At 64.8% G+C, this 25840-nt stretch carries 24 protein-coding genes; 22 read left to right on the forward strand and 2 right to left on the reverse strand.

All coding sequences use genetic code 11. The features are described 5' to 3' along the window. Positions 1–33: 33 nt before the first annotated feature. Positions 34–1143: a polyprenyl synthetase family protein gene (locus tag KG104_RS06775; protein WP_207346533.1), complete on the reverse strand. Its 1110-nt coding sequence runs from the start codon at positions 1141–1143 to the stop codon at positions 34–36. An 8-nt stretch (positions 1144–1151) separates the two neighbouring features. Next, complete coding sequence (locus tag KG104_RS06780; protein ID WP_207346534.1) at positions 1152–1739, reverse strand: hypothetical protein; 588 nt, start codon at positions 1737–1739, stop codon at positions 1152–1154. An 86-nt stretch (positions 1740–1825) separates the two neighbouring features. Between KG104_RS06780 and dinB the strand changes: the two genes are divergently transcribed. From dinB to KG104_RS06890, 22 genes are all read left to right on the forward strand, one after another. Continuing rightward, positions 1826–3073 carry a DNA polymerase IV gene (gene dinB, locus KG104_RS06785; RefSeq protein WP_258059943.1) on the forward strand — a complete coding sequence of 416 codons (1248 nt, stop codon included), beginning with the start codon at positions 1826–1828 and terminating at the stop codon, positions 3071–3073. 235 nt (positions 3074–3308) lie between these two features. Continuing rightward, complete coding sequence (locus tag KG104_RS06790; protein ID WP_104054702.1) at positions 3309–3692, forward strand: DUF3040 domain-containing protein; 384 nt, start codon at positions 3309–3311, stop codon at positions 3690–3692. A 314-nt stretch (positions 3693–4006) separates the two neighbouring features. Continuing rightward, positions 4007–4438: a division/cell wall cluster transcriptional repressor MraZ gene (mraZ, locus tag KG104_RS06795; protein WP_104054701.1), complete on the forward strand. Its 432-nt coding sequence runs from the start codon at positions 4007–4009 to the stop codon at positions 4436–4438. Positions 4439–4672: 234 nt separating this feature from the next. Continuing rightward, a complete protein-coding gene (rsmH, locus tag KG104_RS06800; RefSeq protein ID WP_104160758.1) occupies positions 4673–5671 on the forward strand; it encodes a 16S rRNA (cytosine(1402)-N(4))-methyltransferase RsmH in 999 nt (332 codons plus the stop codon). Next, positions 5668–6381, forward strand: a complete 714-nt coding sequence (gene ftsL, locus KG104_RS06805) for a cell division protein FtsL (protein WP_207346535.1) — start codon at positions 5668–5670, stop codon at positions 6379–6381. The genes rsmH and ftsL overlap by 4 nt, the downstream gene beginning before the upstream one ends. A gap of 34 nt (positions 6382–6415) precedes the next feature. Further along, the gene (locus tag KG104_RS06810) at positions 6416–8206 is read left to right on the forward strand and encodes a peptidoglycan D,D-transpeptidase FtsI family protein (RefSeq protein WP_237688687.1); all 1791 of its coding nucleotides are present in this window, start codon (positions 6416–6418) and stop codon (positions 8204–8206) included. 139 nt (positions 8207–8345) lie between these two features. Next, positions 8346–9986 (forward strand): UDP-N-acetylmuramoyl-L-alanyl-D-glutamate--2,6-diaminopimelate ligase, encoded by a 1641-nt coding sequence (locus KG104_RS06815; RefSeq protein ID WP_104160760.1) that lies wholly within the window; start codon positions 8346–8348, stop codon positions 9984–9986. Between the two features lie 6 nt (positions 9987–9992). After that, positions 9993–11510 carry a UDP-N-acetylmuramoyl-tripeptide--D-alanyl-D-alanine ligase gene (locus tag KG104_RS06820; protein ID WP_207346536.1) on the forward strand — a complete coding sequence of 506 codons (1518 nt, stop codon included), beginning with the start codon at positions 9993–9995 and terminating at the stop codon, positions 11508–11510. Then, a complete protein-coding gene (gene mraY / locus KG104_RS06825; RefSeq protein ID WP_104054696.1) occupies positions 11510–12613 on the forward strand; it encodes a phospho-N-acetylmuramoyl-pentapeptide-transferase in 1104 nt (367 codons plus the stop codon). The genes KG104_RS06820 and mraY overlap by 1 nt, the downstream gene beginning before the upstream one ends. Next, positions 12595–14172 carry a UDP-N-acetylmuramoyl-L-alanine--D-glutamate ligase gene (gene murD / locus KG104_RS06830; protein WP_207346537.1) on the forward strand — a complete coding sequence of 526 codons (1578 nt, stop codon included), beginning with the start codon at positions 12595–12597 and terminating at the stop codon, positions 14170–14172. Before mraY ends, murD begins: the two co-directional genes overlap by 19 nt. Further along, on the forward strand, positions 14173–15585 hold the full coding sequence (ftsW, locus tag KG104_RS06835) for a putative lipid II flippase FtsW (RefSeq protein WP_207346538.1): 1413 nt from the start codon (positions 14173–14175) through the stop codon (positions 15583–15585). It abuts the gene before it with no gap. Further along, on the forward strand, positions 15582–16691 hold the full coding sequence (gene murG, locus KG104_RS06840; protein WP_104102966.1) for an undecaprenyldiphospho-muramoylpentapeptide beta-N-acetylglucosaminyltransferase: 1110 nt from the start codon (positions 15582–15584) through the stop codon (positions 16689–16691). The genes ftsW and murG overlap by 4 nt, the downstream gene beginning before the upstream one ends. Continuing rightward, positions 16688–18181, forward strand: coding sequence for a UDP-N-acetylmuramate--L-alanine ligase (murC, locus tag KG104_RS06845; protein ID WP_207346539.1), 1494 nt, complete (start codon positions 16688–16690; stop codon positions 18179–18181). Before murG ends, murC begins: the two co-directional genes overlap by 4 nt. Beyond that, the gene (locus tag KG104_RS06850; protein WP_181032537.1) at positions 18174–19106 is read left to right on the forward strand and encodes a cell division protein FtsQ/DivIB; all 933 of its coding nucleotides are present in this window, start codon (positions 18174–18176) and stop codon (positions 19104–19106) included. The genes murC and KG104_RS06850 overlap by 8 nt, the downstream gene beginning before the upstream one ends. 227 nt (positions 19107–19333) lie before the next feature. Beyond that, positions 19334–20530: a cell division protein FtsZ gene (gene ftsZ, locus KG104_RS06855; protein ID WP_104054691.1), complete on the forward strand. Its 1197-nt coding sequence runs from the start codon at positions 19334–19336 to the stop codon at positions 20528–20530. A 53-nt stretch (positions 20531–20583) separates the two neighbouring features. After that, positions 20584–21336 (forward strand): purine nucleoside phosphorylase YfiH/LACC1 family protein, encoded by a 753-nt coding sequence (locus tag KG104_RS06860; protein WP_207346540.1) that lies wholly within the window; start codon positions 20584–20586, stop codon positions 21334–21336. A 76-nt stretch (positions 21337–21412) separates the two neighbouring features. Beyond that, entirely contained in the window at positions 21413–22189 is a 777-nt protein-coding gene (locus KG104_RS06865; protein ID WP_207346541.1) for a YggS family pyridoxal phosphate enzyme, read from the forward strand. A gap of 73 nt (positions 22190–22262) precedes the next feature. Further along, complete coding sequence (locus tag KG104_RS06870) at positions 22263–22823, forward strand: cell division protein SepF (RefSeq protein WP_207346542.1); 561 nt, start codon at positions 22263–22265, stop codon at positions 22821–22823. A gap of 66 nt (positions 22824–22889) precedes the next feature. After that, positions 22890–23180 carry a YggT family protein gene (locus KG104_RS06875; protein WP_104054687.1) on the forward strand — a complete coding sequence of 97 codons (291 nt, stop codon included), beginning with the start codon at positions 22890–22892 and terminating at the stop codon, positions 23178–23180. Between the two features lie 155 nt (positions 23181–23335). Next, entirely contained in the window at positions 23336–24055 is a 720-nt protein-coding gene (locus tag KG104_RS06880; protein ID WP_104054686.1) for a DivIVA domain-containing protein, read from the forward strand. Between the two features lie 139 nt (positions 24056–24194). Then, positions 24195–24824, forward strand: coding sequence for a signal peptidase II (gene lspA, locus KG104_RS06885; protein ID WP_237685126.1), 630 nt, complete (start codon positions 24195–24197; stop codon positions 24822–24824). Continuing rightward, complete coding sequence (locus tag KG104_RS06890; RefSeq protein WP_237686793.1) at positions 24821–25756, forward strand: RluA family pseudouridine synthase; 936 nt, start codon at positions 24821–24823, stop codon at positions 25754–25756. Before lspA ends, KG104_RS06890 begins: the two co-directional genes overlap by 4 nt. Positions 25757–25840 lie beyond the last annotated feature (84 nt).

Raw genomic sequence — 25840 nt, forward strand, 5'->3', positions numbered from 1 at the left:
CGCCCTGACCGGGAGGCCGGAGTTCTTCGAAGGTCAGGCGGTCCGGGTCACCGCTGCATGTGCCAATGAGCGCAGGGCCGCCCGGGTGACATCGTCGACGGGCATCTGATCGAGTGCGTCGAAGGCAGCGTGGGTGTGGCCCTCAATAAGGGTCTCCGTGGCGGCCAGCGCCCCGGAGTCCTCCATGAGGGTGCGCAGCCGGGCCACGCCGTCGTCATCCAGATCTTCCCTGCCCAAGCCGGACGCAACGGCTTCCTGTGCTGAAGGCCCGCCCAAAGCCAAGGTGTAGGCGACCAGGACAGTACGCTTGCCCTCCCGCAGGTCATCGCCGGCGGGCTTGCCCGTTTGTGCCGGGTCACCAAAGACGCCGAGGACGTCGTCGCGCAGCTGAAACGCTTCCCCCAGCGGCAGCGCGAACCGCGAGTACCAATCCAGCAATTCGGTTGTTGCCCCCGCCAGGGCGCCGCCCAGGGTCAGAGGATGTTCGGTGGTGTATTTGGCGGATTTGTAGCGCAGGATGTTCCTGGCCCGGACGACGGCGCGCTCGGGCTCGTGCGTGGGCCCGACAACTTCCTCGAGGATATCCAGGTACTGGCCGGCCATGACCTCCGTGCGCATCCGGTTGAAAATGCGCCGTGCAGGTGTCCCGTGCGCTGCCTGGGCCCCCACTGCGGCGAACATTTCCTCGCTCAGCGACAAACACAGGTCGCCGGCCAGAATGGCGGCGGAGGAGCCAAAATGCGTTCCGTCCAGATGCCAGGATGCATCGCTGTGGGCCGTGCTGAACCGGCGGTGGACGCTGGGACCGCCCCGCCGGGTGTCGGAACGGTCGATGATGTCATCGTGAATCAGGGCAGCACTCTGGAACAGTTCCAATGCGACGCCGGAGCGAACCGCCGGCAGGCCGAGTTCGGCTCCGCCGGCACCGCGCCAGCCCCAATAGTTCAGCAATGCCCGCAGGCGCTTGCCACCCTGGGCCAGCGCCGAGACGGCATCCAGCAGGGGAAGGGATTCCATGGACACTTCCTGGAGCACTGCCTGCTGTTCGGAAAGGAAAGCGTCCAGTTCCGCACCGAGGTGTTCACGGTACGAGGCCTGTTCCCGGGCTGCGTCACCTTCGGGTGAGGGAATATCTGTTGGCATGGCCGGGCCTACTTGGCTGACTCGGGGAGTGTGTTAATGCTGGCGGTGTAGAAGAAGCTGCCGTCGCGGGATACCACCGTCACGTTGGCTGTGTCATCACCGCCGGAACGGACAAACTGCTGCACGGTAGCCGGGTCCTGTACTTCCGGATCGGAGGGCGTGAAGCCCTGCGCGGAGAACGTCTTGGCGTAGAAGGCCAGGATCTCCGCGGTGGAGGAATCCGTACTGCCGCTCAGCGAAGCGGTGAAGAGGGTGCTGGTCTCCTCGAAGCTGGTGGTCAGCGCCGTGGATCCCGGGAGCAGGGGAATCAGATCCGTGGGAAAGCCTTCTGCAATAGCCCCGGAGGTGGAGGTTGCTGACGGGGTGGCCGTACTGCCGGCTGACGCGGAGGCCCCGGCAGACGTTGACGGACTGGCCGAGGTTGACGGACTGGCTGAGGATGACGGGCCGCTTGCCGAGGGGGAGGGCGCCGCGGTTGAAGAGGCCGAAGCGGAAGCAGTGCCGGTTACGGCATCTGTTGTGTCTGAATCCGAGGTGCAGCCTGCAGCCGTCAGGAGCAGGGCGGCGGCGGTAAGGGCAATCGGGAGCTTTTTCATGGGTATCCGCATCTGATGGGAGGTCAGGATCTGGTCCCCAGTCTAGGCGAAGCACAAACGTCGGACCCGTTGTCTACCATGAAGGAGTGAGCAACGGCCCCAGCGAAAACCGCGACTGCACCATCATGCACGTGGACATGGATGCCTTCTACGTGTCGGTGGAACTGCTCAAGCGCCCCGAACTGGCCGGCCGTCCCATCATCGTGGGCGGACTGGGCGGCCGCTCTGTTGTGCTGTCCGCTTCCTATGAAGCGCGCCGCTACGGCGTGCACTCGGCCATGCCTATGTCCCAGGCCTTCCGGCTGTGTCCGCAGGCAGTCATCCTGGAGCCTCACCATGAGGATTACCGTGATGTATCGGGCCGCCTCATGGCCATCTTCGAATCCATCACGCCGCTGGTGGAACCGCTCAGCGTTGACGAGGCCTTTTTGGACATCGCCGGTGCCATGCGTCTGCTCGGTCCACCGCGGGCTATCGGAGAGCTGATCCGGAAGCGGGTGGCTTCGGAGCTCGGCATCACTGCCAGTGTTGGAATTGCTTCCACAAAGTTCGTGGCGAAGATTGCCTCCACCCGCTCCAAGCCGGACGGGCTGCTGCTGATTCCCCGGGATGAAACAGTGGCCTATCTCCACACCCTGAACGTCTCGGCTTTGTGGGGTGTCGGGGCAAAAACACGGGAATCGCTGGCACGGGTGGGTATTTCCACCGTGGAGGATGTGGCCCGCACACCTGTCAGTGTTCTTAAGCGCCTGCTCGGAGCCACCGGAGAGCATGTGTACGAGCTGGCCTGGGGGAGAGATCCCCGTACGGTCACTCCGGTGCGCCGGGAGAAGAGCATTGGAGCGGAAGAGACTTTCGCGCGGGACGTGTCCGACGATGAGACGCTGCATACGGAACTGCTGCGCCTGGCACACAAGACGGCAGTACGGTTGCGGGCGGCCGGGCTGCAGTGCCGCGCAGTGTCCCTCAAACTGCGCTATGCGGATTTTTCCACGCTGACCAGGACCCGGACCCTCCGGGAACCGGTGGACAGTGCTCAGTTAATCTATGAAGAGTCGCGGGCACTGCTGGCCGCTTTGGGTCCGCGCCGAATGAGCGTGCGCCTGATAGGCCTGAGGACCGAACGGCTGGAGCCGGCTGAAGGCGCGGCGGTTCAGCTGACACTGGACGGCCGCGACGACAACTGGCGGTCCGCAGAAGACGCGCTGGACAAAATTAATGCCCGGTTCGGCGAACTTGGCGTCATGCCTGCCCGGCTTTTGGATCCCGCGCGCCGGGGACGTTCCGGCCGGACTTCGGGCCGGACGGGCCCGCCGCCGGAGGAAAGCAGCTAAGCCCTAGGCGGAATGGATCACGGCAGCGTCCCCACCGCTTTCCCCGGACCACATTGCCACCTATCCTAGAACGTAAGCACAACACGCGTTCTGCCCGGATTGTCGGTCCAGGTGAACTGCCCGGCCTAACCGGGGGATCACCTAAGGTCTCCGGGACGGCCGGCGGCGGGAACCGCCCCGGCACGGGGATCGTTGGTTGCTTGACATGGGTATTTCGGACCGCAAGGAGGCAGTAATGGCACTCTCGGAACACGAGCAGCGCTTGCTGGACCAGTTGGAGCAGCAATTACACGCCGAGGACCCCAAATTTGCCAATTCCATGGCAACCCCGGCAACCACGGGCATTTCAACCAGGCGGATTGTGCTTGGCGCGCTGGTTGCCATTGCGGGGATCGGGCTGCTGCTCGGAGGCGTCGCCTCTGATACGCCGTTCAGCCTCGTTTTGGGCATACTGGGCTTCCTGGTCATGGGTGCGGGGGTTTACTACGCGACGACGCGCGGCAAGCGGGCCTCGCAGCCAAACTCGCCGGCACGCAAGAAGGAGCGCGAGACGAGTGCGCCGAAGAACTTTATGAGCAATCTGGAAAACAAATGGGATGAGCGCAAGCGAGACCAGTAACCGGCGGGACGGGAGAGTCTGCTCCAATTCGCTCCCCGGGCCGCACGGCTCCAGAAAAGACCCGCCCAGGCGGGTCTTTTTTTGTGGCTAAAGGATGAAAGAACCCCGTCCCGGGACGCCCCCGGGCGTCCTGATCCTCCACCGAGCCTGATCCGCGTCATTCTGCGGAAGAAAAGGTCCGACGCGCCGCAAACCACGTGGCTTGAACGTTGACTGTGGAGTGAAGTGGAGTAAAGTGGAGGCCATAAGAGCGTAGGGGCAGCAAGGCAGGTATAGCAGGAGGAACTTCTCCCAATTTGGACAGGTGGTGACTGATGTTCCTCGGGACACATTCACCTCGCCTGGACGAGAAAGGGCGGCTCATTCTGCCGGCAAAATTCCGCGAGGAACTGGCCGGCGGACTGGTCCTTACCAGGGGGCAGGAACGCTGCATCTACGTTTTTAGCCAGAAAGAGTTTGAACGGGTGCATGAGCAGATGAGGGAAGCTCCGCTTTCCTCACGCCAGGCACGTGACTACATTCGGGTCTTCCTCTCGGGAGCCTCAGATGAAGTCCCGGACAAGCAGGGCCGGATTACCATTCCGCCGGCACTGCGGGCCTACGCCGGACTCGGCCGCGAATTGGCCGTGATCGGAGCAGGGACCAGGGCGGAAATCTGGGACGCCACAGCGTGGCAGACCTATCTGGAAGAGCAGGAAACGGCGTTCTCGGAAACCGACGAGGACACCATCCCCGGAATCTTCTAGACCGCTTGCGCGGTCAATGGCACTACCCGGCAGACACAGATCCAGCAAACCTAACCAAGTCAACCAACCACCACGCAGGGACCGGATGCAGCGGTTTCTTGCATGAGATCTCCAGCCGCCCCGCAAGGCCGGCACCTGACTTCACTTCCCCGGAGCCAGGCGCCGCAGCGTGAGGCGCGGATGGGGGTCTGATTCAAGAACTACGCCGCCGTCCCGGACGCGGAAGGACAGCAGATGAGCGAAGAACGCCCTACCGAGGAACGGCATGTTCCGGTGCTGCGTGACCGCTGCATTAATTTGCTGGCGCCTGCCATCGAAAAAGCCGTGGCGGACCACGGCAGCGCCGTGGTGGTGGACGCAACCCTGGGTATGGGCGGACACACCGAAGCCATGCTGGCACGCTTCCCGCAGCTGCATGTGATCGGCATTGACCGGGACCAGCAGGCACTGGCGCTGGCCGGAGCGCGCCTGGCGCCCTTCGAAGACCGCATCGATCTGGTGCACGCCGTGTACGACGAAATCGCCGACGTCGTCCGCGATTTGGGTTTTACCGGAATCGACGGAGCGCTCTTCGACCTCGGAGTGTCCTCACTTCAGCTCGATGAACGGGACAGGGGATTCGCCTACTCCTACGACGCACCGCTGGACATGCGGATGGACACCAGCCGCGGGCGCACCGCGGCTGACATCGTTAACAGCTACAGCGAAGCGGATCTGGTTTCCATCATCCGCAAGTGGGGTGAGGAAAAATTCGCCGGCCGCATTGCCTCGGCGATCGTTTCCACGCGCGCCGGCAAGCCCTTCACCACCACGGGGGAATTGGTCGATGCCATCCGTACCGTGGTGCCTGCCGGTGCGGCACGCACCGGGGGACATCCCGCAAAGCGGACCTTCCAGGCGCTGCGGATCGAGGTCAACGAAGAGCTGGACGTCCTGGAACGTGCCATTCCCGCTTCGCTCTCGGTCCTGAACCTCGGGGGCCGGGTGGTGGTCATGTCCTACCACTCGCTGGAAGACAAGATCGTGAAAGGTGTCTTCGCGGCCGGTGCCCGGTCCTCCGCACCCAAGGGATTCCCGGTGGAACTGGAACAGCACAAGGCGCAGCTGTTGCGGCTGACCAAGGGGACTGAAGTTCCCACCGACGAAGAAATTGCCGAAAATCCCCGTGCTGCCTCCGCGAAGCTGCGGGCCGTGGAACGGATTCGCATCGCTACCGACGGGGCAGATTCATGACGCAGGTACAGACCCGGCCCCATGCAGAGAGCGCCGCACACCGCCGGACCACGCACGGCAACACCGCCAGGGCTCTGGACTGGAGCCCGGTACCGGTTCGTCCGGCAGCCACCCCCGCCCCGCGCCGGAGGACTCCGCTGTCAGTGGTGCCCGCAGTGCGGCGCCGCCGCCGGGCCCCCGTTGTCATTTTCTGTTTCATTGCGCTCATCCTTGGATTGGGAGCAGTCCTGCTGCTGAACATCTCGGTTTCCAGCGGCCAGTACCAACTGGTCCAGCTGCAGAACGAGCGCACGGAACTTGCCCAGCGCAACGAGGCATTGACCCAGCAGCTGGAGAACCATCAGGCTCCCCAGGTACTGGCAGCCGAAGCCGCTGAACTGGGGATGGTGACTTCGTCCACGTTTGGAAGCATTGATTTGCAGACGCTGGCTGTGACAGGGGATCCCGTCCCGGCTGAGGAAGTCGAAGCACTGCCGGCCCTCATTCCCGCCCCCAATGTGCTGACGCAGCCGGTTGCCCCGGCCGTGACGACCGCGGAGGAAGAGGCGGCACCAGTGGCCGAGTCGGCAAGGGCGGCCGAAGAACGGGAAATGGCTGGAGCAGAATCGACGGCCGCCGGAGAAGCTGAAGCGGAACCGGCGCCCGCATTACAGGAAGCGGATCTGAACGGCGGAACCATTCCGGTTCCGGTCCAGAGAAGCGGACAATAGGTTTAGATTTACTAGGCAGTGACGAGGATACGTTGTGGCAAAAGTGCAGGACCCCGCGAAGGGGAACCACAGAGTAGCCGTCGTTACAGGCAGGCTCAGGACCGGGTTGATCCTGGCCCTGGTTCTGCTGACAGTGCTCAGCGTGCGCCTGTTCCAGGTGCAGGCCGTCGATCCTGAGGGGATGGCGGAAACTGCAGTCGCGGAGCGGCTGCAGACCAGAGCGGTGCCGGCACTGCGCGGCAGCATCCTCGATTCGGAGGGCAACTATCTCGCCCGCAGCGTGGAGCGTTTCGACATCGTGGTGGATCAAACCCTCTCCCACCCCTATGCGGAGGATCAGGAGTACGCGCGAAGCACTTCCGAGGGACAGGAAGTTGTTTCCTTTGACCAGGCCTTCGAGGAGCTTTCGGCGATTCTGGGGCAGGACGCCGAAACCCTGCGGAGCTCGGTACTCGGGGATGCCAGCTTTAATTTCGTCGCCAAGACCGTGACTCCGGAAATCAAGGACAAGGTCCTGGCCGTCAAGTTTCCCGGTATATACGCAGACCGCACCACGCTGCGCACCTATCCGTCCGGTTCGGTGGCCGGATCCATTGTTGGATTCCTGGGAACCGACGGCCCGCAGGAGGGCATGGAGCTGACCCAGGATGACGTCCTCGCGGGTGAGGCAGGCAGCAGGACGTACGAAATTGGCGGCGACGGTATCCGCATTCCGTATGCCACCAACGAGGACGTCCCCGTGCGGGACGGAGATTCCGTCAAACTCAGCATTGATCAGGACCTGCAGTGGTTTGCCCAGCAAACCATTGCGAGCCAGGTCCAGGAGTACAACGCGGATTGGGGAAACGTGGTGGTCGTGGAGGCCAAGACCGGCCGCATCATCACGATGGCAGAGTCCACCACAGTTGATCCAAACGATCCGGGCCAGACGCCGGCGGAGTCCCGGCAACCGCTGTCCGTGACCGTCCCCTTCGAACCCGGCTCCACCACCAAGGTCATCACCATGGCGGCGGCACTGGAACAGGGAATCATTGATCCGCTGTCCCAGTTCGAGATTCCGTCCACGTATACGGTCGACGGGCAGACGTTCAAGGACGCCTTTGACCACGGCACCGTGCACATGACGGCGGCGGGCATCCTGACCAAGTCCATGAACACGGGCACGGTCATGATCGGGCAGCAGCTCACTCCCCAGGAACGCTATGACTGGCTGAAAAAGTTCGGCATCGGCGAACCCCTGAACGTGGGCCTCAACGGTGAAACGGTGGGACTGCTGGCTAAACCGGAGGAATGGGACGGCAGGCAGCAATACACTGTGCTCTTCGGCCAGGGCCTGGCACAGACCGCTCTGCACACGGCGATGGTCTACCAAACGATCGCGAACGACGGCGTCCGGCTGGCACCGAGCCTGATCGACAGCTACATCGGAGCCGACGGTACGGAAACTGCCGCCGAAAAGGCTGAGTCCACCCGGGTGGTTTCAGAAGAGACCGCCCGTGAAGTCCAACACATGCTGGAGACCGTCACTGCCGAAGGTTCGGGCAAGGGAGGCGCCCTGGACCAGTACCGGGTGGGGTCCAAGACCGGTACTGCCGAGGCACCGGGAGCCAACGGTGGGTACGACGGCTATACACTCTCCTATGCTGGTATTGCACCCATGGATGATCCGCAGTACGTCGTGGTGGTGACGCTGCAGCGGCCCGAAGGTTCCCTGCAGGTCCTGGACCCCGGCAAGACCTTCAAGAAGGTCATGCAGCAGGTCCTCACCACCCGAAATGTGGCGCCGTCCTCGTCGGAACCGGAGCTGTACCCCGTGGAGTACTGAAACCGGCTGCGCGTCGCCGGGCAAGCACCCAGACGGCCGTCCGTATCGGACTGATCTTTTTCGAGTACCACGTCAATTTTTCTGGAGCAGTGCAGTGCCTACAAATGATCAAAGCAATCCGCAGCAGCAGGGGAGCGGAATGCGGCCGTCAGCAGTTCAGCCGGTGTCCCTGCGGGCAGCAGCGGACTCGCTCGCAGCGGCCGGCCTGCCCGGCGTTGAGCCCGCACGCGCGGCAGATGGGGAAGCGGACATTATGCTCACCGGGCTCACGATCAACTCCCGTGAGGTCCGGGCCGGCGACCTGTACGTGGCGCTGCCCGGTGCCCGCCACCACGGCGCCCGCTTCGCTGCCTCGGCGGCCGAAGCCGGAGCGGCGGCGGTGCTGACCGATGAAGAGGGAGCGCGCCAGCTGACGGAGCTGCCGGTACCTGTTTACGTGACCTCCGACCCGCGCCGGCTGGTGGGTCCGCTGGCCGGGGTAGTGTTCGGCAGCAGTCCGCAGGGCGGCAGTGGTCTCACACTGTTCGGAGTCACGGGAACCAACGGCAAAACCACCACCACCTACTTCATCAATTCCCTGCTCAGCGCCCTCGGCAAGAGAACCGGGCTCATTGGAACCATCGAAATCCTTGCCGGCGGAGAACCCATCGCGAGCACCCTCACCACACCGGAATCGCCCCAGGTGCACGGACTGCTCGCCCTGATGCGCGAAAAGGGCTTGGACGCAGCCGCCATGGAAGTTTCCTCGCATGCCATTTCGTACCGGCGCGTTGACGGCGTCGTTTTTGATGTAGCCGGATTCACCAACCTCACCCAGGACCACCTGGACCTGCACGGATCCATGGAAGAGTACTTTGCGGCCAAAGCCGCCCTGTTCTCACCGGAACGGGCTCAGCGGGCCGTCATCTGTGTGGACGATGAATGGGGCGAGCGGATGGCCGCGGCGGCTCCGGTGCCGGTCTGGACGCTTGCCACGCGCGACGGCGGCGCCGAAGCTCACTGGCGGGTCACCGACGTCGTCCGCGACGGGCTGGGCCACCGCTTTGTGCTGCGCGGCCCCGACGGAGCCGTTCTTCGGGCGGGAACCGGACTTCCCGGGACCTTCAACGTCTCCAACGCCGCACTTGCCGCCGTCATGGTCCTGGCCTCGGGCGTGGAGATCGAACAGCTCCAGAACGCGCTGGACCGCAGCGATCCGTTCACTGTCGAAGTTCCGGGCAGGATGCAGCTGGTGGGAGAAGCCCCGGCCGCAATTGTCGACTTTGCCCATAATCCCGATGCCCTGGCCCGCACCCTGGAATCCGTCCGCCGGGAATCCCAGGGCACGGGCGGATCTGCGCCTACCGGCTCCGAAAGCGGGGAAACCCCGCCGCGCGTCATCATTGTCTTTGGCGCAACCGGACAGCGCGACCAGTCAAAGCGGCCGCTGATGGGAGATATTGCCGCACGGCTCGCTGACGTGGTAATCGTCACTGACGATGACCCCCACGACGAGGATGAAGCCGCTATCCGCGCCGATGTCCTGGCCGGAGCACGCGCCGCCCGGGAGCGCGGCGCACTGGCGTGTGAAATCCTCGAGGTGGCGCCGCGTGCTGCGGCCATAGACCGCGCCGTGGCGCTTGCCCGCCCGCAGGACACGGTGCTGGTCGCCGGCCGGGGACATGAAGTATTCCAAGAAGTAAAAGGAGTGAATTTGGCCCTCGACGACCGCGTTGAACTACGGCAGGCTTTGACACGGTACGGATTCCCTGTGCTGTCCGGCGACGGGGTAGAGTCCTAAAACGTCATGATTGAACTTAGTGCAGCAGACATAGCGGCAATTACGGGCGGCGAACTGATCGGCGGTGCCGCACAGGCATCCGCGACGATCGTGAACTCGGCCACAACCGACTCTCGGGAAGCCTCACCCGGCTCCCTCTTCATCGCCAAACCCGGCGAAAACTCAGACGGCCACCTCTTCGTGGAAGCGGCCTTTGAACGCGGTGCCGTCCTGGCCCTCGTGGAGCGTCCCGTCGAGGATGCCTCCGGATCCGTGTACCCTGCGGTCCTGGTCCCGGATGCTGTTCTTGCCATGGGCACCCTGGCGGCGGACATCGTCCGGCGGCTGCGGGAAACGTCGCCGCTGACCGTCATCGGGATCACCGGATCAGCAGGAAAAACCACCACCAAGGACCTGCTGGCCGGAATCCTGCGCGCCGAAGGCGAAACGGTGGCTCCCGTGGGGTCCTACAACGGCGAGGTGGGTGTTCCGCTGACCATTTTCGGTGCGGACTACGGCACCCGCTACCTCGTCATGGAGATGGGGGCGACAGGCATCGGCCACATCGAATACCTGGCCTCCATGGTGAAGCCGGACATCGGCGTCGTCCTGTGCGTGGGAACAGCCCACGCCGGAGAATTCGGCGGCGTGGAAAACATTGCCCGTGCCAAGGGCGAAATGGTGGAGGCCCTGGCTCCCGGCGGAACAGCCGTCCTGAACGCCGACGATATTCGCGTGGCAGCCATGGCTGAACGTGCGGGCGCCGGCGTGGAGCTGCTGTATTTCACCTCCTCCCCGGAAGAAGCCCACGGCGCCAAATCGTCCGTTCGGGCGCTGGATGCCCGGACCGATGAACAGGGCCGGCCCGTCTTTACCCTCCGTTTCCCCGACGGAAGCGAGTATCCGGTGGAATCCGGCCTGATTGGTGCGCACCACACGGCGAATCTGCTGGCCGCCGCAGCTGCCGCCTTTGCCGCGGGCATCCCGGCCGAGCGGATCGCAGCCGCACTGTCCGGGCAGAAGGCCGCCAGCCGCTGGCGCATGGAGCGCACCGACCGTCCGGACGGCGTGAGCGTCATCAATGATGCCTACAACGCCAACCCTGAATCCATGCGGGCGGCCCTGCGCACCCTGGCCGAGCTGGGCCGGGGACGGCGCACCTGGGCCGTGCTGGGCGAAATGCTCGAGCTCGGGGAATCCTCCGTGACCGAACACGACGCGATCGGCCGGTACGTGGTCCGCCTGAACATCTCCCAGCTCATAGTGGTGGGCACAGGTGCCCGGGCCATGCACACAGGCGCAGTCATGGAGGGTTCCTGGGGCGACGAGTCCGTCTTCGTGGAGACCCCCGAAGACGCCGAACGCATCCTGGAGTCCTCGCTGCAGCCCGGAGACCTCGTCCTTTTCAAATCCTCAAACGGTGCAGCCCTGCGCCACCTCGGTGATCGGATAGCCTTGAACGCCCCCTCGTCAACCACCGCCCCGGCGTCCGCGCCGCAGCACACCAGCCCGGACCTCACCGGGGAAGCCGGAGGCGTCCAGTAGTGGTTTCCCTGCTTATCGGGTCTTCACTGGCTCTGATCCTTGCCTTTGCCGGCACGCCCCTGTTTATCCGTTTCCTCGTCAAGAAGAGTTACGGCCAGTTTGTCCGCGATGACGGACCGACGTCGCACCACACCAAGCGCGGCACGCCCACCATGGGAGGCGCCGTCATCGTGGCGTCCGTGGTGGCGTCCTACTTCATCACGCACCTCATCAGCCCCGTCATCAACCCGGGGACCTTCGGGCCCTCGGCGTCCGGTCTCCTTGTCCTGTTCCTGATGGTCGGGATGGGGCTCGTTGGCTTCATTGACGACTACACCAAGATCTCCCGCCAGCGCAGCCTTGGGCTGAACGCCAAGGCGAAGATCATCCTCCAGACACTCGTGGGCGTCACGTTCGCCATCCTGGCCCTGAATTTCCCCAACGCCCAGGGCCGGACGCCCGCGTCCACGGAGATCTCCTTTATCCGCGACACCGGCATCGACCTGGCCTTCGCCGGTACCCTGATCGGCGCCATCCTCTTCATCCTCTGGGCAAACCTGATCATCACGGGAACCACCAACGGTGTGAACCTGGCGGATGGCCTGGACGGACTCGCCGCCGGTGCCTCCATCCTGGTGTTCGGCGCCTACTTCCTGATCGGCATCTGGCAGTCCAACCAGAGCTGCGGATCACCCCTCGCAGGAGCCGTCTGCTACGAAGTCCGCGATCCCATGGATCTGGCGCTGCTTGCCGGTGCCCTCGCCGGCGCACTGGTGGGCTTCCTCTGGTGGAACACCTCACCGGCCAAGATCTTCATGGGCGACACCGGATCGCTGGCCATCGGCGGCGCCATTGCCGCCTTCGCGATCCTCTCCCGCACCGAACTGCTGCTGGTCATCCTGGCCGGCCTCTTCGTGATCATCACGCTTTCCGTGATCATCCAGGTGGGCTACTTCAAAATCAGCGGCGGAAAACGCGTTTTCAAGATGGCGCCGCTGCAGCACCACTTTGAGCTCAAGGGCTGGGCGGAAGTCACGGTGGTGGTCCGCTTCTGGATCGTGGCCGGACTATGCGTGGCCGTGGCCCTTGGCATCTTCTACGCGGAATGGGTGGTAGGAAATTGAGCGAAACAGCTGACTCCGCTGCCGGGACGTCCCGGCTTGACGAGCTGACCACGTGGGATGCCGACTGGCGCGGACTGCGCGTTGTCGTCACGGGCATTGGCCTCTCCGGTTTCTCGGCGGCCGATACCCTGATCGAACTCGGCGCCCGGGTAGTGGTGGTTGATGCCCGGGACACAGTGGAAAACCGGGCCAAGGCCGACACCCTGCGGATCGTCGGAGCGGCCGACGTCCTGCTGGGCGCCGATCACGCCGAAGCGCTGCCCGCCGTTGACGGCGAGCCGGCTGAGCTGGTTGTCACCTCGCCCGGCTTCAGCCCCAGCCATCCGCTGATGCGGGCGGCGGCCGACGGCGGCATCCCGGTATGGGGCGACGTCGAACTGGCCTGGCGCGTCCGCGTCCGTGAAGGGCGCAAGACCGCCCAATGGCTGACCATCACCGGCACCAACGGCAAAACCACCACGGTCTCGATGACCGAGAGCATGCTGCGCGCCGCGGGACTGCGGGCCATCGCTGCCGGAAACGTCGGAACCCCCATCCTGGACGCCATTCGGGATCCGCAGGGCTATGACGTCCTCGCCGTGGAACTATCCTCTTTCCAGCTGCACTGGACGCACTCCATCTCTCCGCTGGCCAGCGTGTGCCTGAACATTGCCGAAGACCACGTGGACTGGCACGGCTCCTACGAGGCCTACATGGCCGATAAAGCCAAGATCTACGAAAACACGCAGGTCGCCTGCATCTACAACGCCGAGCAGATCGAGACCGAGCACATGGTCGAAGAAGCCGACGTCGTTGAAGGCTGCCGCGCTGTCGGCTTCACGACCGGCATGCCGGCGGTGTCCATGGTGGGAATGGTGGAGAACCTGCTGGTGGACCGCGCCTTCATCGAACAGCGCAAGGATTCGGCGGCTGAGCTCGCCTCCATGGCCGATCTTGGCGAGTACGCTCCCCGGCACATGGTGGCCAACGCCCTGGCCGCCGCTGCCCTGGTCCGGGCGTACGGCGTTGAGCCGGCGGCGGTGCGGGACGGGCTTCGTGCCTACGCGCCCGGAGACCACCGCATCCAGCCGGTTGCCCGCCTCAACGACGTCCTGTGGATCAATGACTCAAAGGCCACCAACCCGCATGCCGCGTCAGCGTCTCTGTCCGCCTTCAACTCGGTGGTGTGGATCGCCGGGGGATTGTCAAAGGGTGTCCATTACGGGGATCTGGTCCGGGACCATGCATCCCGCCTTCGCTCCGTGGTGCTGATCGGTGCGGACTCCGCAGACCTCCGTGAGGCTTTGGCGCGACACGCGCCCGACGTCCGGGTGATTGATGCCGTTCCGCCTCACACTGGTGGAAGGCATGCCGCTGCTCCAGCGGTCAGCGGTGAGGACGTGATGGCTCTGGCTGTCGCGGCCGCAGCCGCTGAAGCCCAGTCAGGAGACACAGTCCTGATGGCGCCCGCAGCAGCGTCCATGGATCAGTTCGCGTCCTACGCGCACCGCGGAGACGCTTTCATCGAGGCCGTCCGCGGGTACGTGGAAGGACAGGCGCAGACTCCTAAGGAGCCCTAGATGGTCACTACGTCCTCAGGGAAGCCCCGGAAGCCTGTGCTCCGGTCCGCGCGCCCGGCCGCCCCCGCAGCCGCAGGCAAGTCCTCCACAGGCAAGTCCTCCACAGGCAAGTTCTCCGCTGACTCATCTTCCGGCAGGACGACGGCGGCGGCTGAGAGCGGTACGCGTACTCCGCGCGGCACCCGCACGCCGGCAAGCTCGAAGAAGGACCCCAACAAGAAGCCATCACTGCTGGAACGCGGGATCGTGCTGCTGGAAGGCAGCCGCCGGAAAGCAACGGGGTCGGCTTACTACACCATCCTGGGTGCCGCACTGGCGCTGACCGCGATCGGCCTGATGATGGTCCTCTCCGCGTCCTCCGTGGAGTCCATTGCCGCCTCCGCCGGTGAATCCGCGGGCAGTACGTTTAGTTTCTTCGTCAAGCAGGCCATGTTTGCCGGTTTTGGCGTCGTGGCCATGCTGGCGCTTTCCCGGCTTGGCCCCAGGGCGTACAAGAAGCTGGCCTGGGTGCTGTTGGTCCTGGCAGTCGTGCTGCTGCTGCTGGTGTTCATCCCCGGGGTGGGCAAAGAGGTCAACGGCAACAGGAACTGGATCGAGATCGGACCGATCGGCGGCCAGCCCTCGGAAGCAGCGAAGCTGGCCATGGCCATCTGGTTTGCCTCAGTGCTGTCCCTGAAGCAGAAACTCCTCAATCAGTGGAAGCATGCCCTGGTTCCGGTGGTGTTTCCGGGCGGTACCATCCTCATCGGCCTGGTAATGATCGGCAGGGACCTCGGCACGGTGATCATCCTGGGCCTCATTATGGTGGCCGCACTGTTTTTCGCCGGAACGCCGCTGCGCTTCATCGCGGCCCTGGTGGCCGCAGGCGGCGCTGCGGCCGCCCTGATGTCGGTGCTCAGCGACAACCGTGCGGGTCGGATCAGTGCCTGGCTGGGGAAGGACTGCGGTGCCGGGCTCTGCGACCAGGCCAACGCCGGCATGTACGCCCTGGCCTCGGGAGGCTGGTTTGGGGTGGGTATCGGACAGAGCCGGCAGAAGTGGAGCTGGATCCCTGAAGCGCACAATGACTTCATCTTTGCGATCATCGGCGAGGAGTTCGGCCTGCTGGGCACGCTCCTGATCGTGCTGCTCTTCGGCGTCCTGGCGGTCGCCACCATCCGCATGACCATGCGGCACACCGATCCGTTCATCCGGATTGTCTGCGGGTCCATCCTGGTCTGGATTATCGGCCAGGCGTTTGTGAACATCGCCATGGTGACGGGCCTGCTGCCCGTGATCGGAGTGCCGCTTCCCTTCATCTCCTACGGCGGGTCTTCCCTGACCATTACCCTGGCTGCCGTGGGGGTCCTGCTCTCCTTCGCCCGCAAAATCCCCGAACACAAACTTTCTGAAAGTGAACCATCAGCTCCATGACACAACGTCCCCTTTCCCTCGTCCTTGCCGGAGGCGGCACCGCCGGGCACATCAGCCCGCTCCTCGCGGTGGCGCGCGCTGTGCGGGAGTCCGCACCGGAGTCCCGCATTAAGGTTGTGGGCACGGCCGCCGGCATGGAAACCCGGCTGGTTCCGGCCGCAGGGTTCGAGCTGGCCGTCATCGACCGGGTCCCGATGCCCCGGAAACCGGGCGGGGACCTGGTCCGGCTGCCCGGCCGGCTCCTGCAGGCCGTTCGCCAGGCAGGTGCGATTCTCGACGAAGCTGCTGCCGACGTCGTGGTGGGTGTCGGCGGGTACGTTTCCACGCCGGTCTATCTTGCTGCCCGCCGGCGGAAGCTGCCGGTCATAGTGCACGAGGCCAATGCCCGTCCCGGGCTTGCCAACCGGGTGGGGGCACGGTTCGCCGACGTCGTCGGCACCGCCTTCGCCGAGACCAAGCTGCCCCGAGCGCAACTGGTGGGCATGCCCATGCGCCGCGAGATTTCGGGACTCGACCGCAGCCGGGCGCGTGCCGGCGCGCGTACCGCCCTGGGGCTGGAGGCGGACCGTCCCACCCTGGTGGTCACCGGCGGCTCTTCCGGAGCGGCCAGCATTAACCGTGCCGTTGAGGCGGCCCTGCCGGCCCTTGCGGAAGCGGGCATCCAGACCCTGCACATCACCGGACGGGGCAAGCAGCTCCTGACCTCCGAGGGCAAGCCGCTGGCGGCGCCGCTTTACCGGCAGGTCGAATATGTGGACGGGATGGAGCAGGCGTACGCTGCTGCGGACCTGCTGCTCGCCCGCTCGGGCGCCGGTACGGTTTGCGAGATCAGTGCCGTTGGCCTGCCCGCCGTGCTGGTTCCGCTGCCGCACGGCAACGGGGAACAGGCACTGAACGCAGCCGGGCTGGCGGCGGCCGGCGGAGCCGTTGTGGTTTCGGATGCGCTCTTCACCGCACAGTGGATAGCGGACAGACTGATACCTTTGCTGGCCGACCCCGCAGCACTGGATGCCATGTCCGCCGCTTCGTCAGCCCAAGGCATCCGTGACGCGGACCGGCGGATGGCGGAGTTTATTCTCGAAGCAAAGGTAAGGTCACGAGCATGAGCACCCTGAATCTTCCCGACCTCGGCCGGGTGCACTTTATTGGTCTGGGAGGCGCGGGCATGTCCGCCGTCGCCCGGGTCATGATCGGCCAGGGCGTTTCCGTGTCCGGCTCGGACTCGCGCGACTCCGCCGGCCTGCGTGCTTTGGAGGCCCTGGGCGCCGCAGTGTTCGTGGGCCAGGACGCGGCCAACGTGCAGGGCGCCGACACCGTGGTGGTTTCCACCGCCATCCGGTCCGACAATCCGGAACTGGCCGCGGCCCGGAACTTGGGCCTGCGGGTCATCCATCGTTCCGAAGCTCTCGCCGCGGCGATGGGGACGCAGGACACGGTTGCCGTCGCCGGAACCCACGGGAAAACCACCACCACGGCCATGGTGACCGTCCTGCTGCGCGAAGCAGGACTGGATCCCTCCTTCGCCATCGGCGGAGACGTGGCGGCACTGGGAGTGAATGCCGCTTTCGGAAGCGGCAGTGTGTTCGTCGCCGAAGCCGACGAGTCCGACGGATCGTTTCTGAATTACCGCCCGCGAATTTCCGTTATCACCAATGTCGAGGCCGATCACCTGGACCACTACGGCACCGAGGAAGCAGTCTTTGCCTCCTTCGACCGGTTTGTCCGGCTGCTGCCGGCGGACGGCCTGCTGGTGGCCTGCGCGGATGATCCCGGTGCCGCGGACGTGGTGCGCCGCTCCGGTGCCGCCCGCGTGTGCACCTACGGCTACAGCGAAAACGCCGACATCCGGATCACTGACACGCGGCCGGTCGCCAGCGGATCGGTGTCAATGCTGCGCTTCAGCCTGGACGGACTGGACTGCGAGCAGGAACTGAGGCTCCTGGTCCCCGGGGTGCACAACATCCGCAATGCCGCGGCTGCGTTCGCCGTCGGGCTTGGGCTCGGAGTTGACCCCGCCCAGGCTGCGGCAGGCCTGGCGGTCTTCTCCGGCGCAGCACGCCGCTTCGAAGCCAAAGGCGCCGTGCGCGGGGTGCGGGTCTTCGATGACTACGCGCACCATCCCACCGAGCTGGTGGCCGCGCTGGAGGCGGCGCGCACCGTTGCCGGGGACCACCGCGTCCATGTGTTGTTCCAGCCGCATCTGTTCAGCCGGACGCTGGCCTTCGCGGAAGAATTCGCTGCCGCCCTGGAACGTGCCGACACCGCCACGGTGCTGGACATTTATGCTTCCCGCGAGGATCCGGTGCCCGGCGTTACCAGCGAAGTCATCGCCTCCAGGGTGAACCGGCCGGGAGGCTACGCTCCGGATGCCGGCCAGGCCGTGCGGGATATCTGCCGCCGCGCCGCGCCGGGAGACATCATCCTCACGGTTGGTGCCGGAGACGTCACGCAATACGGTGCGCATCTGGTGCAGGAACTGGCCAGGACGGCGCCCGCCTTGGCTGGGGATGCCGGCGTTCAGACCGGTGCTGAGACAGACGCCGAACCGGAGTCGGACGCGGCACAGCCGGTGCTGCGGAAGGAACTCCGTGGCTAGCAAAAAACCCCGGCGCCCCGAGGTGGATCCCACCCGCCATGCCGGCGGCGGGCGCAGCAGCGTCCGCCGCTCCGCAGGCTACGGCGATTCCGTCTCCCGGGAGCGGAGGCTGCACGGAGGTGCCGGAAGGCCGAACCTCGCTGACGCCAAGACCGAGGGGCACATCCGGACGGAACCGGGCTCCGGGAACGGTGAATCGGTCACTGCCACGGTGCTGGCCTTTCCCGAACCGCCCGTCCGCAAACGCCGTCGGTGGCTGCTCATTTCAGTGTCGACAGCCGTTGTTCTTCTGGGTGCTTTCCTGGCATTCCTCTTCCTGTCTCCGGCGCTGGCCCTGAAGACGGTAACGGTCCAGGGTAACTCGCTGCTGCCTGAAGAAGAGGTCCACCGTGCCCTGCAGCCGCTCATGGGTGAACCGTTAACCACGATCGACGACGGCGACGTTGCCGGGCTGCTCGCGGACCGGCCCGAGGTGGCCGGGGTCGACGTCGTGGCCCTGCCCCCGTCCGAGATCGTGGTAACCATCACGGAACGCGTTCCGGTGGCGGTCCTGCAAAGCGGAAATGCTTTTTCGCTGATTGATGAAGACGGGTTGGTGATCGGAACCGCGGCCAACCGGGCCGAGGCGAGGCTGCCGCTGATCGATGGCGGCAGCGAGGCGGTGAACAGTGCAGTATTCAGTACGGTCACCTCCGTACTGTCCGTGCTGCCGGAAAACGTGCTCGCCCAGCTGGACCACGCCGCGGCGACATCCGTTGATTCGGTGGAACTGAAGCTGGTCAACGGGCAGACGGTATTCTGGGGGAGCGCCGAATCCAATGTGGCCAAGGCGCGTGTTTTGGAAGCCCTGCTTTTGATGCCGCCCAAGGATCCGCCGATCAGCGTGTTTGACGTCAGCACCCCAACCGCTCCGGTTACGCGGTGATTTTTTCCTCCTGCGGGAAAGAATAATCCGACACGCGGCAGAGGTAATTGCAGAACCAGTTTTCGCCCCATAGCGTCACTGGTAGAGGATTACTTGACATAACTATAACCTTCAACTGGAAGCTTAGGGTTTGCGGTTGAACGTTACAGGTCAGGTTCAAGGTTTTCGGCCGGAGCATTCCGGCCACAAATGATCAGTTGCACAGATTCGAACAAGGGACACAGGACGTGGCAGCACCGCAGAATTACTTGGCCGTCATCAAGGTCGTCGGCATCGGCGGCGGTGGCGTGAACGCCGTAAACCGGATGATTGATGTAGGGCTCCGAGGCGTGGAGTTCATCGCCATCAACACCGATGCACAGGCGCTGCTGATGAGCGACGCCGACGTGAAGCTCGACGTCGGCCGCGAACTGACGCGCGGCCTGGGCGCCGGCGCGGACCCCGAGGTGGGCCGCAAGGCCGCCGAGGACCACGCCGAAGAAATCGAGGAAGTCCTGCGCGGAGCGGACATGGTCTTCGTGACCGCAGGCGAGGGCGGCGGCACCGGCACCGGTGGCGCACCTGTCGTGGCCCGCATTGCCCGTTCCCTTGGCGCCCTGACCATCGGCGTGGTGACGCGGCCCTTTACTTTCGAAGGCCGCCGCCGTTCCAACCAGGCTGAGTCCGGCATTGATACGCTGCGCGACGAAGTCGACACCCTCATCGTCATCCCCAACGACCGGCTGCTCTCCATCAGCGACCGGAACGTGTCCATGCTGGACGCTTTCCGCTCGGCGGACCAGGTGCTGCTTTCCGGTGTCCAGGGCATTACCGACCTGATCACCACCCCGGGCCTGATCAACCTCGACTTTGCCGACGTCAAATCCGTCATGCAGGGTGCCGGTTCCGCCCTCATGGGTATCGGTTCCGCGCGTGGAGAGGATCGCGCCGTCAAGGCGGCCGAGCTGGCCATAGCGTCTCCTCTGCTGGAAGCGTCCATCGACGGCGCCCACGGCGTCCTGCTCTCCATCCAGGGCGGCTCCGACCTCGGCCTGTTCGAGATCAACGAGGCCGCGCGGCTGGTGCAGGAAGTTGCCCACCCGGAAGCCAACATCATCTTTGGTGCCGTCATTGACGATGCCCTTGGTGACGAAGCGCGCGTCACCGTGATCGCAGCGGGTTTTGACCAGGTGGATGTCACCTCGCAGCCGGTCTCGCACAAGCCGGCCGAACCTGTGCTGCCCCCGGCCAGCGCACCGGCCGGTGGCGGTTACGCGGCCGCTGCACCTGCTTCGGCAGGGCTGTCGGCATGGTCGCAGCGCTCCACGCAGCACAGCGATGTTCCTGCGGATGCAGGCTTCGACGTGGACCTGCCCGCCGTCGTGGAGTCAGATCTGTCCACGGGTCGCAATGATGACCTGGATGTCCCTGACTTCCTGAAGTAACACCGATCCGGGTCCTTGACCCGGACCATTTAGCGCAGCGAGGTTGTTCGACAATGTTTTGGTGGCAGACGCAGGCCGGTGACGGCCTGACGGTCGCGTTCACCAGTACAGCGGCGGGCAACCTCGCTTTGCATGTAGGGGATGACCCGGCGCTGGTATTGCGGCGCCGCCGGGCACTGGAGACGCACATGGGGGTGCCGGCCGGGTCGCTGCGCTTCATGAACCAGGTGCATTCGGCCGCCGTCGCCTCGGTCTCCGGCCCGTCACCTGCCGGCCCGTCATCTGCCGGGCCGGGTGCCGCTCCGGCGGCGGGCCCGTTCACTGCGGACCTACTCACCGCAGACGCCCTCGTCAGCCCGGATGGTTCCGTACCGCTGGCCGTCATGGTTGCCGACTGCGTGCCCGTGGTGCTGACCGGGCGGAACGGCGCCGGGGTGGTGACGGGGGTTGCCCATGCCGGACGCCGGGGATTGCTCGACGGCATCCTCGCCAACACTGTGCAGGAGATGGCCGCCGCGGGCGCTGAGAGCCTCCGCGCCTGGATTGGGCCGTCCGTGTGCGGAGAGTGCTACGAGGTTCCCGCAGCAATGCAGCGGGAGGCAACCGAGGTGATGCCGGAACTGCGCTCGACCACCCGCTGGGGAACTCCTGCCCTGGACCTTCCCGCCGGTGCCCGGACACAGCTGGAAGCCCTGGGGGTCGACGTCGTCCGGCTCCCCGGCTGCACCCTCGAATCCACCGACCTTTACTCGCACCGCCGCAGCAGCAGCGCAGGGCGCTTCGCCGGGCTGATCTGGCGAAACTGACGCTTGGGATTCCGGGATCCCGGATGACCCGCAGCTCCGCCTGCCTGAAATACCTGCTTGATACAAGGAGCACCCCATGACTGCCAGCCTTACCCCCGCCGAACGGTCCGCTGAACTTTCGAACCGGCTCAGGCGGGTGCACACGCGCATCACTTCAGCTACAGCCGGTGGGGCCGCACCAACCCTCATAGTGGTCACAAAGTATTTTCCGGCCTCAGACGTCGATCTCCTGGCCGGTCTGGGCGTCACCGACGTCGGTGAAAACAAGGACCAGGAGGCTGCTGCAAAAGCTTTGTCAGTGCAGGCCCAGGATCTTAACTGGCATTTCATCGGCCAGCTGCAAAGCAATAAGGCGAAATCCGTGGTCCGTTACGCTGCCGCCGTGCATTCAGTGGACCGGCTCTCGCTGGTCACAGCCCTTGGCAAAGCCATGGCTGCTGAACAATCGCGCCGTGCCCAGGCCGGGGAGCAGCCCAGAGCCGACCTGGACGTGTTTTTGCAGGTGGATCTGCGGGAGCAGGCAGCCGCAGGGGGATCCTCCGGAGCGGGCGCAGGGACCGGCGCAGGCCGCGGGGGAGCGTTGCCGCGGGAGCTGCCCGAGCTGGCTGAGGCAGCCGCGGCAACCCCCGGTCTTCGCCTGGCCGGGGTCATGGCGGTGGCGCCCCTTGGCGCCGATGCCCGGGAGGCATTCGCCCGTCTGGCGGCCCTGTCCGGCGAGCTGCAGAGGGACCATCCCGGGGCGGACGCGATCTCGGCCGGCATGAGCGGGGACCTGGAAGCAGCGTTGGAAAACGGGGCGACACACCTGAGGATCGGCTCCGATATTCTCGGGCCCCGGCCCCCGGTACGGTAGCGTCTATTGCAGGAAAGTCCCTCATCTGGCGAGGGGCGGGTGCTACGGCGCTGAAGTTCTAGAAGGAGCAACCATGGCTGGCGCAATGCGCAGGACAATGATCTACCTTGGGCTCGCCGACGGTGAAGAGCCCTACGAGTCTGAGCAGAAGAGCCAGCGGGAAGCCCCGGTGCGCAGCGCCGAGGAGTACACCCCCGAGTACGAGCGCACGGAGCGCCCCGAGCGGACTGAGCGGTCAGACCGTGACGCCGAGCCTGCACCGGCACCTGTGGTCCGCACCGCAGTCGAAGAATACCGGGCACCGGTCACCCCGATCAAGCGAGCCCCGTCATCCCGAGAGGAAGTGGCTGGCTTGCGCCAGATCACCACCGTTCATCCCCGTTCCTACAACGACGCCAAGATCATCGGTGAGAGCTTCCGGGACGGGATTCCCGTGATTATGAATGTCACCGACATGGGCGAAGCAGATGCGAAGCGCCTCGTCGATTTCTCTGCTGGCCTTGTCTTTGGGCTGCGCGGTAGCATTGAGCGCGTGACCAACAAGGTGTTCCTCCTGTCGCCGTCCTACGTGGAGGTGCTGGGGGATGACAAAAAAGTCAGTGAATCCCAGTCGGCATTCTTCAATCAGAGCTGACCGCGGGCCCGCAGCAGCGGGATCTCCCCGGATCGCTACGGCCTCCCCTGAAACGAAACAACACGCGTGAGTATTATTTTTGCCCTGCTGTATGTGCTGCTGGTGCTCTTTCAGTTCGCTCTGTTCCTGAGGATTGTCTACGACGCCGTCCAAATCTTCGCCCGACAGTGGCGCCCCAAGGGGCCGGCCCTGGTGCTGGCGTCCCTAATCTACGGCGCCACAGATCCGGCTATCCGGCTGCTGCGCAGGTTCATTCCCCCGCTGCGCCTGGGCGGGATCTCCCTGGACCTGGCCTTCATCGTGTTGTTCATCGTTGTTGCCATCGTGAAGCAGATCGTCGCGGGCGCCCTCTTCTAGGGGCGGCGGTGTTCCGGGTCCGGTTAGTGTTCCTTCTCCGGAAGATATACTGTGAAAAAGAATAAGACCCCTTAGATTTTTATGTTCGATATTCTGTACGTAGAACCGTCTGCTGAACTCGCAGGCGAATCTTATAACCAGTGTGAGGTGACCAGATGGCTCTGACGCCAGAAGATGTTGTCAATAAGCGGTTCCAGCCGACCAAGTTCCGTGAAGGCTACGACCAGGACGAGGTTGATGACTTTCTCGACGAGATCGTTATTGAGCTGCGCCGTCTGAACGCAGAGAACGAAGACCTGCGCAGCCAGCTCGCGGAATGCCTTGCCGGCAAGTCCGGTGAAAGCACGGCTGTTCCCGCTCCGGTCTCAGCTGCGGCTAAGACCGAGCAGGTCACGGCCCCGGTGAAGGAAGAAAAGAAGCCCGAACCGGTCAAGGCTGAGGAACCGAAGGCTCCCGCAGCCGCCAAGGCTGAAGAGCCCAAGGCAGCTGCTCCGGCCCCGGCCGCCGCAGCACCGGCTCCCGCAGCCGCAGCACCCGCTCCGGCAACTGCGGCCAGCAACACCGAGACCGCCGCAGGCATCCTGGCGATGGCCCAGAAGATGCACGATGACTACGTGGGCGCCGGTGTTGAGCAGCGCGACAAGATCATCGCAGAAGCACAGATGGAAGCCAGCGGGCTCGTTAGCGAAGCGCAGGACAAGAGCCGCAAGATCCTCAGCAACCTGGAACAGCAGAAGGCTGTCCTGGAGCGCAAGGTTGAGCAGCTGCGCGGCTTTGAGCGCGACTACCGTTCACGTCTGAAGGCCTACATTGAAGGCCAGCTGCGTGATCTGGATGCCCGCGGATCCGTTGCCTCGGAGACCGCCGACGCGTAACCGGAACACCACCGCGGCACCACTGGTGCACTAAACTGAATATAAGCACGGGCCGGCTGGCCGGGACGCCCCGGCCAGCCGGCCCGTTGTTTTGGCAGCGGCCCGCGTCCCGCCCCGTGCCACAACGAATGAAAGCACCATGACGAAATCTTCTGAGGAACCTGTGTCCGCGAAATCCGCCGGCAGCACCGGTGAGCATGTACGCCCGGCCTGGTCCGGGTATGCCCTGATCATGGCGGCGTGCGCCGCACTAGGGCTCGGAATAGACCAGCTCACCAAATGGTGGGTTGAATCCACCATGACGCTCGGCCAGGTCACAGACGTGCTGCCGCCGCTGCTGCGCTGGCACTATATCCTCAACCCGGGGGCCGCTTTCTCCATCGGCACCGACTACACATGGGTATTCACCATCATCATGGCGGCCGTGTGCGGTTTCCTCGTGTACCTCATGCTGAAGGTCCGCTCCGTGTCCTGGGCTGTAGCCCTGGGGCTGGTCCTGGGCGGGGCAGCGGGTAACCTGACGGACCGGCTGTTTCGTGAACCCTCGTTTGGGCAGGGCCACGTGGTGGACTTCATCGCACTGCCCAACTTCGCAATTTTCAACATTGCAGACACCTGTGTGGTCTCCGGCGTGATTCTCGTCTGCCTGTTGACGCTGCGGGGAGTGGGCCTGGACGGAGTGCGGACTCCTTCAGGCACGGCGCCGGAAACGGGCAGCACCGAGGAAATCGGCACCAAAGACATAAAGAACGGCAAAGACAACAAATGAACGAGATTCACACCGTCCTGCAGATTCCGGATGAGGCTGACGGAGGAAGAGCGGATGCCGTCCTCGCCAAGCTCCTGGATGTCTCCCGCTCCACCGCAGCCACCTGGTTTACCGACGGCTACTTCAGCATGAACGGCCGGTCGCTGGGAAAGTCCGACCGCCTTTCGGCCGGAGACCGGGTGAGCGTTGACATTCCCGAGCAGCGTGACCCGCTCGCCGTCGTCGTTGAACCGGTGGAAGGCCTGAAGATCCTGGCCGACGACGACCACTTTGTGGTCATCGACAAGCCTGTGGGTGTGGCCGCGCATCCCTCGCCCGGCTGGGTGGGCCCCACCGTGGTGGGCGGACTGGCTGCCGCCGGCTACCGCATTTCCACCTCCGGGTCCCCTGAGCGGCAGGGCATCGTCCACCGCCTCGACGTGGGAACGTCCGGCGCCATGGTGGTCGCCAAGACCGAACACGCCTACACGCTGCTGAAGCAGGCCTTCAAGGAACGCACCGTGGAGAAGATGTACCACGCCGTGGTCCAGGGCCTGCCGGATCCGCTGCGGGGGACCATCGACGCGCCGATCGGCCGCCACCCCTCCTATGACTGGCGCTTTGCAGTGCTGGAAGGCGGACGGCCCTCCGTTACCCACTATGAGGTGCTCGAAGCCTTTGGCAAGGCGTCCCTGGTGGAGGTGCATCTGGAGACCGGGCGCACCCACCAGATCCGGGTGCATTTCTCCGCCCTCAAGCACCCCTGTGCCGGAGATCTCACCTACGGTGCGGAGGCTAAGCTTGCGGCCGAGCTGGGCCTGACCCGGCAGTGGCTGCATGCCCGCAAACTGGCGTTTGCACACCCCGGCACCGGTGAACGCGTGGAAGTTATCAGCGAATACCCGCAGGATCTTCAGTACGCACTGGATGCCCTGCAGCGCGGCGACGTCTGAGGCTTCCGCCCGGAAGTGACGAGGCTGTCAGCCGGACGGCGGCGTGCCGTCCGGCTGCCGCTTTAACCCGGCCTAGAATGGTTC

Origin of the sequence: Arthrobacter sunyaminii (assembly GCF_018866305.1) — a bacterium.
Taxonomy (GTDB): domain Bacteria; phylum Actinomycetota; class Actinomycetes; order Actinomycetales; family Micrococcaceae; genus Arthrobacter_B; species Arthrobacter_B sunyaminii.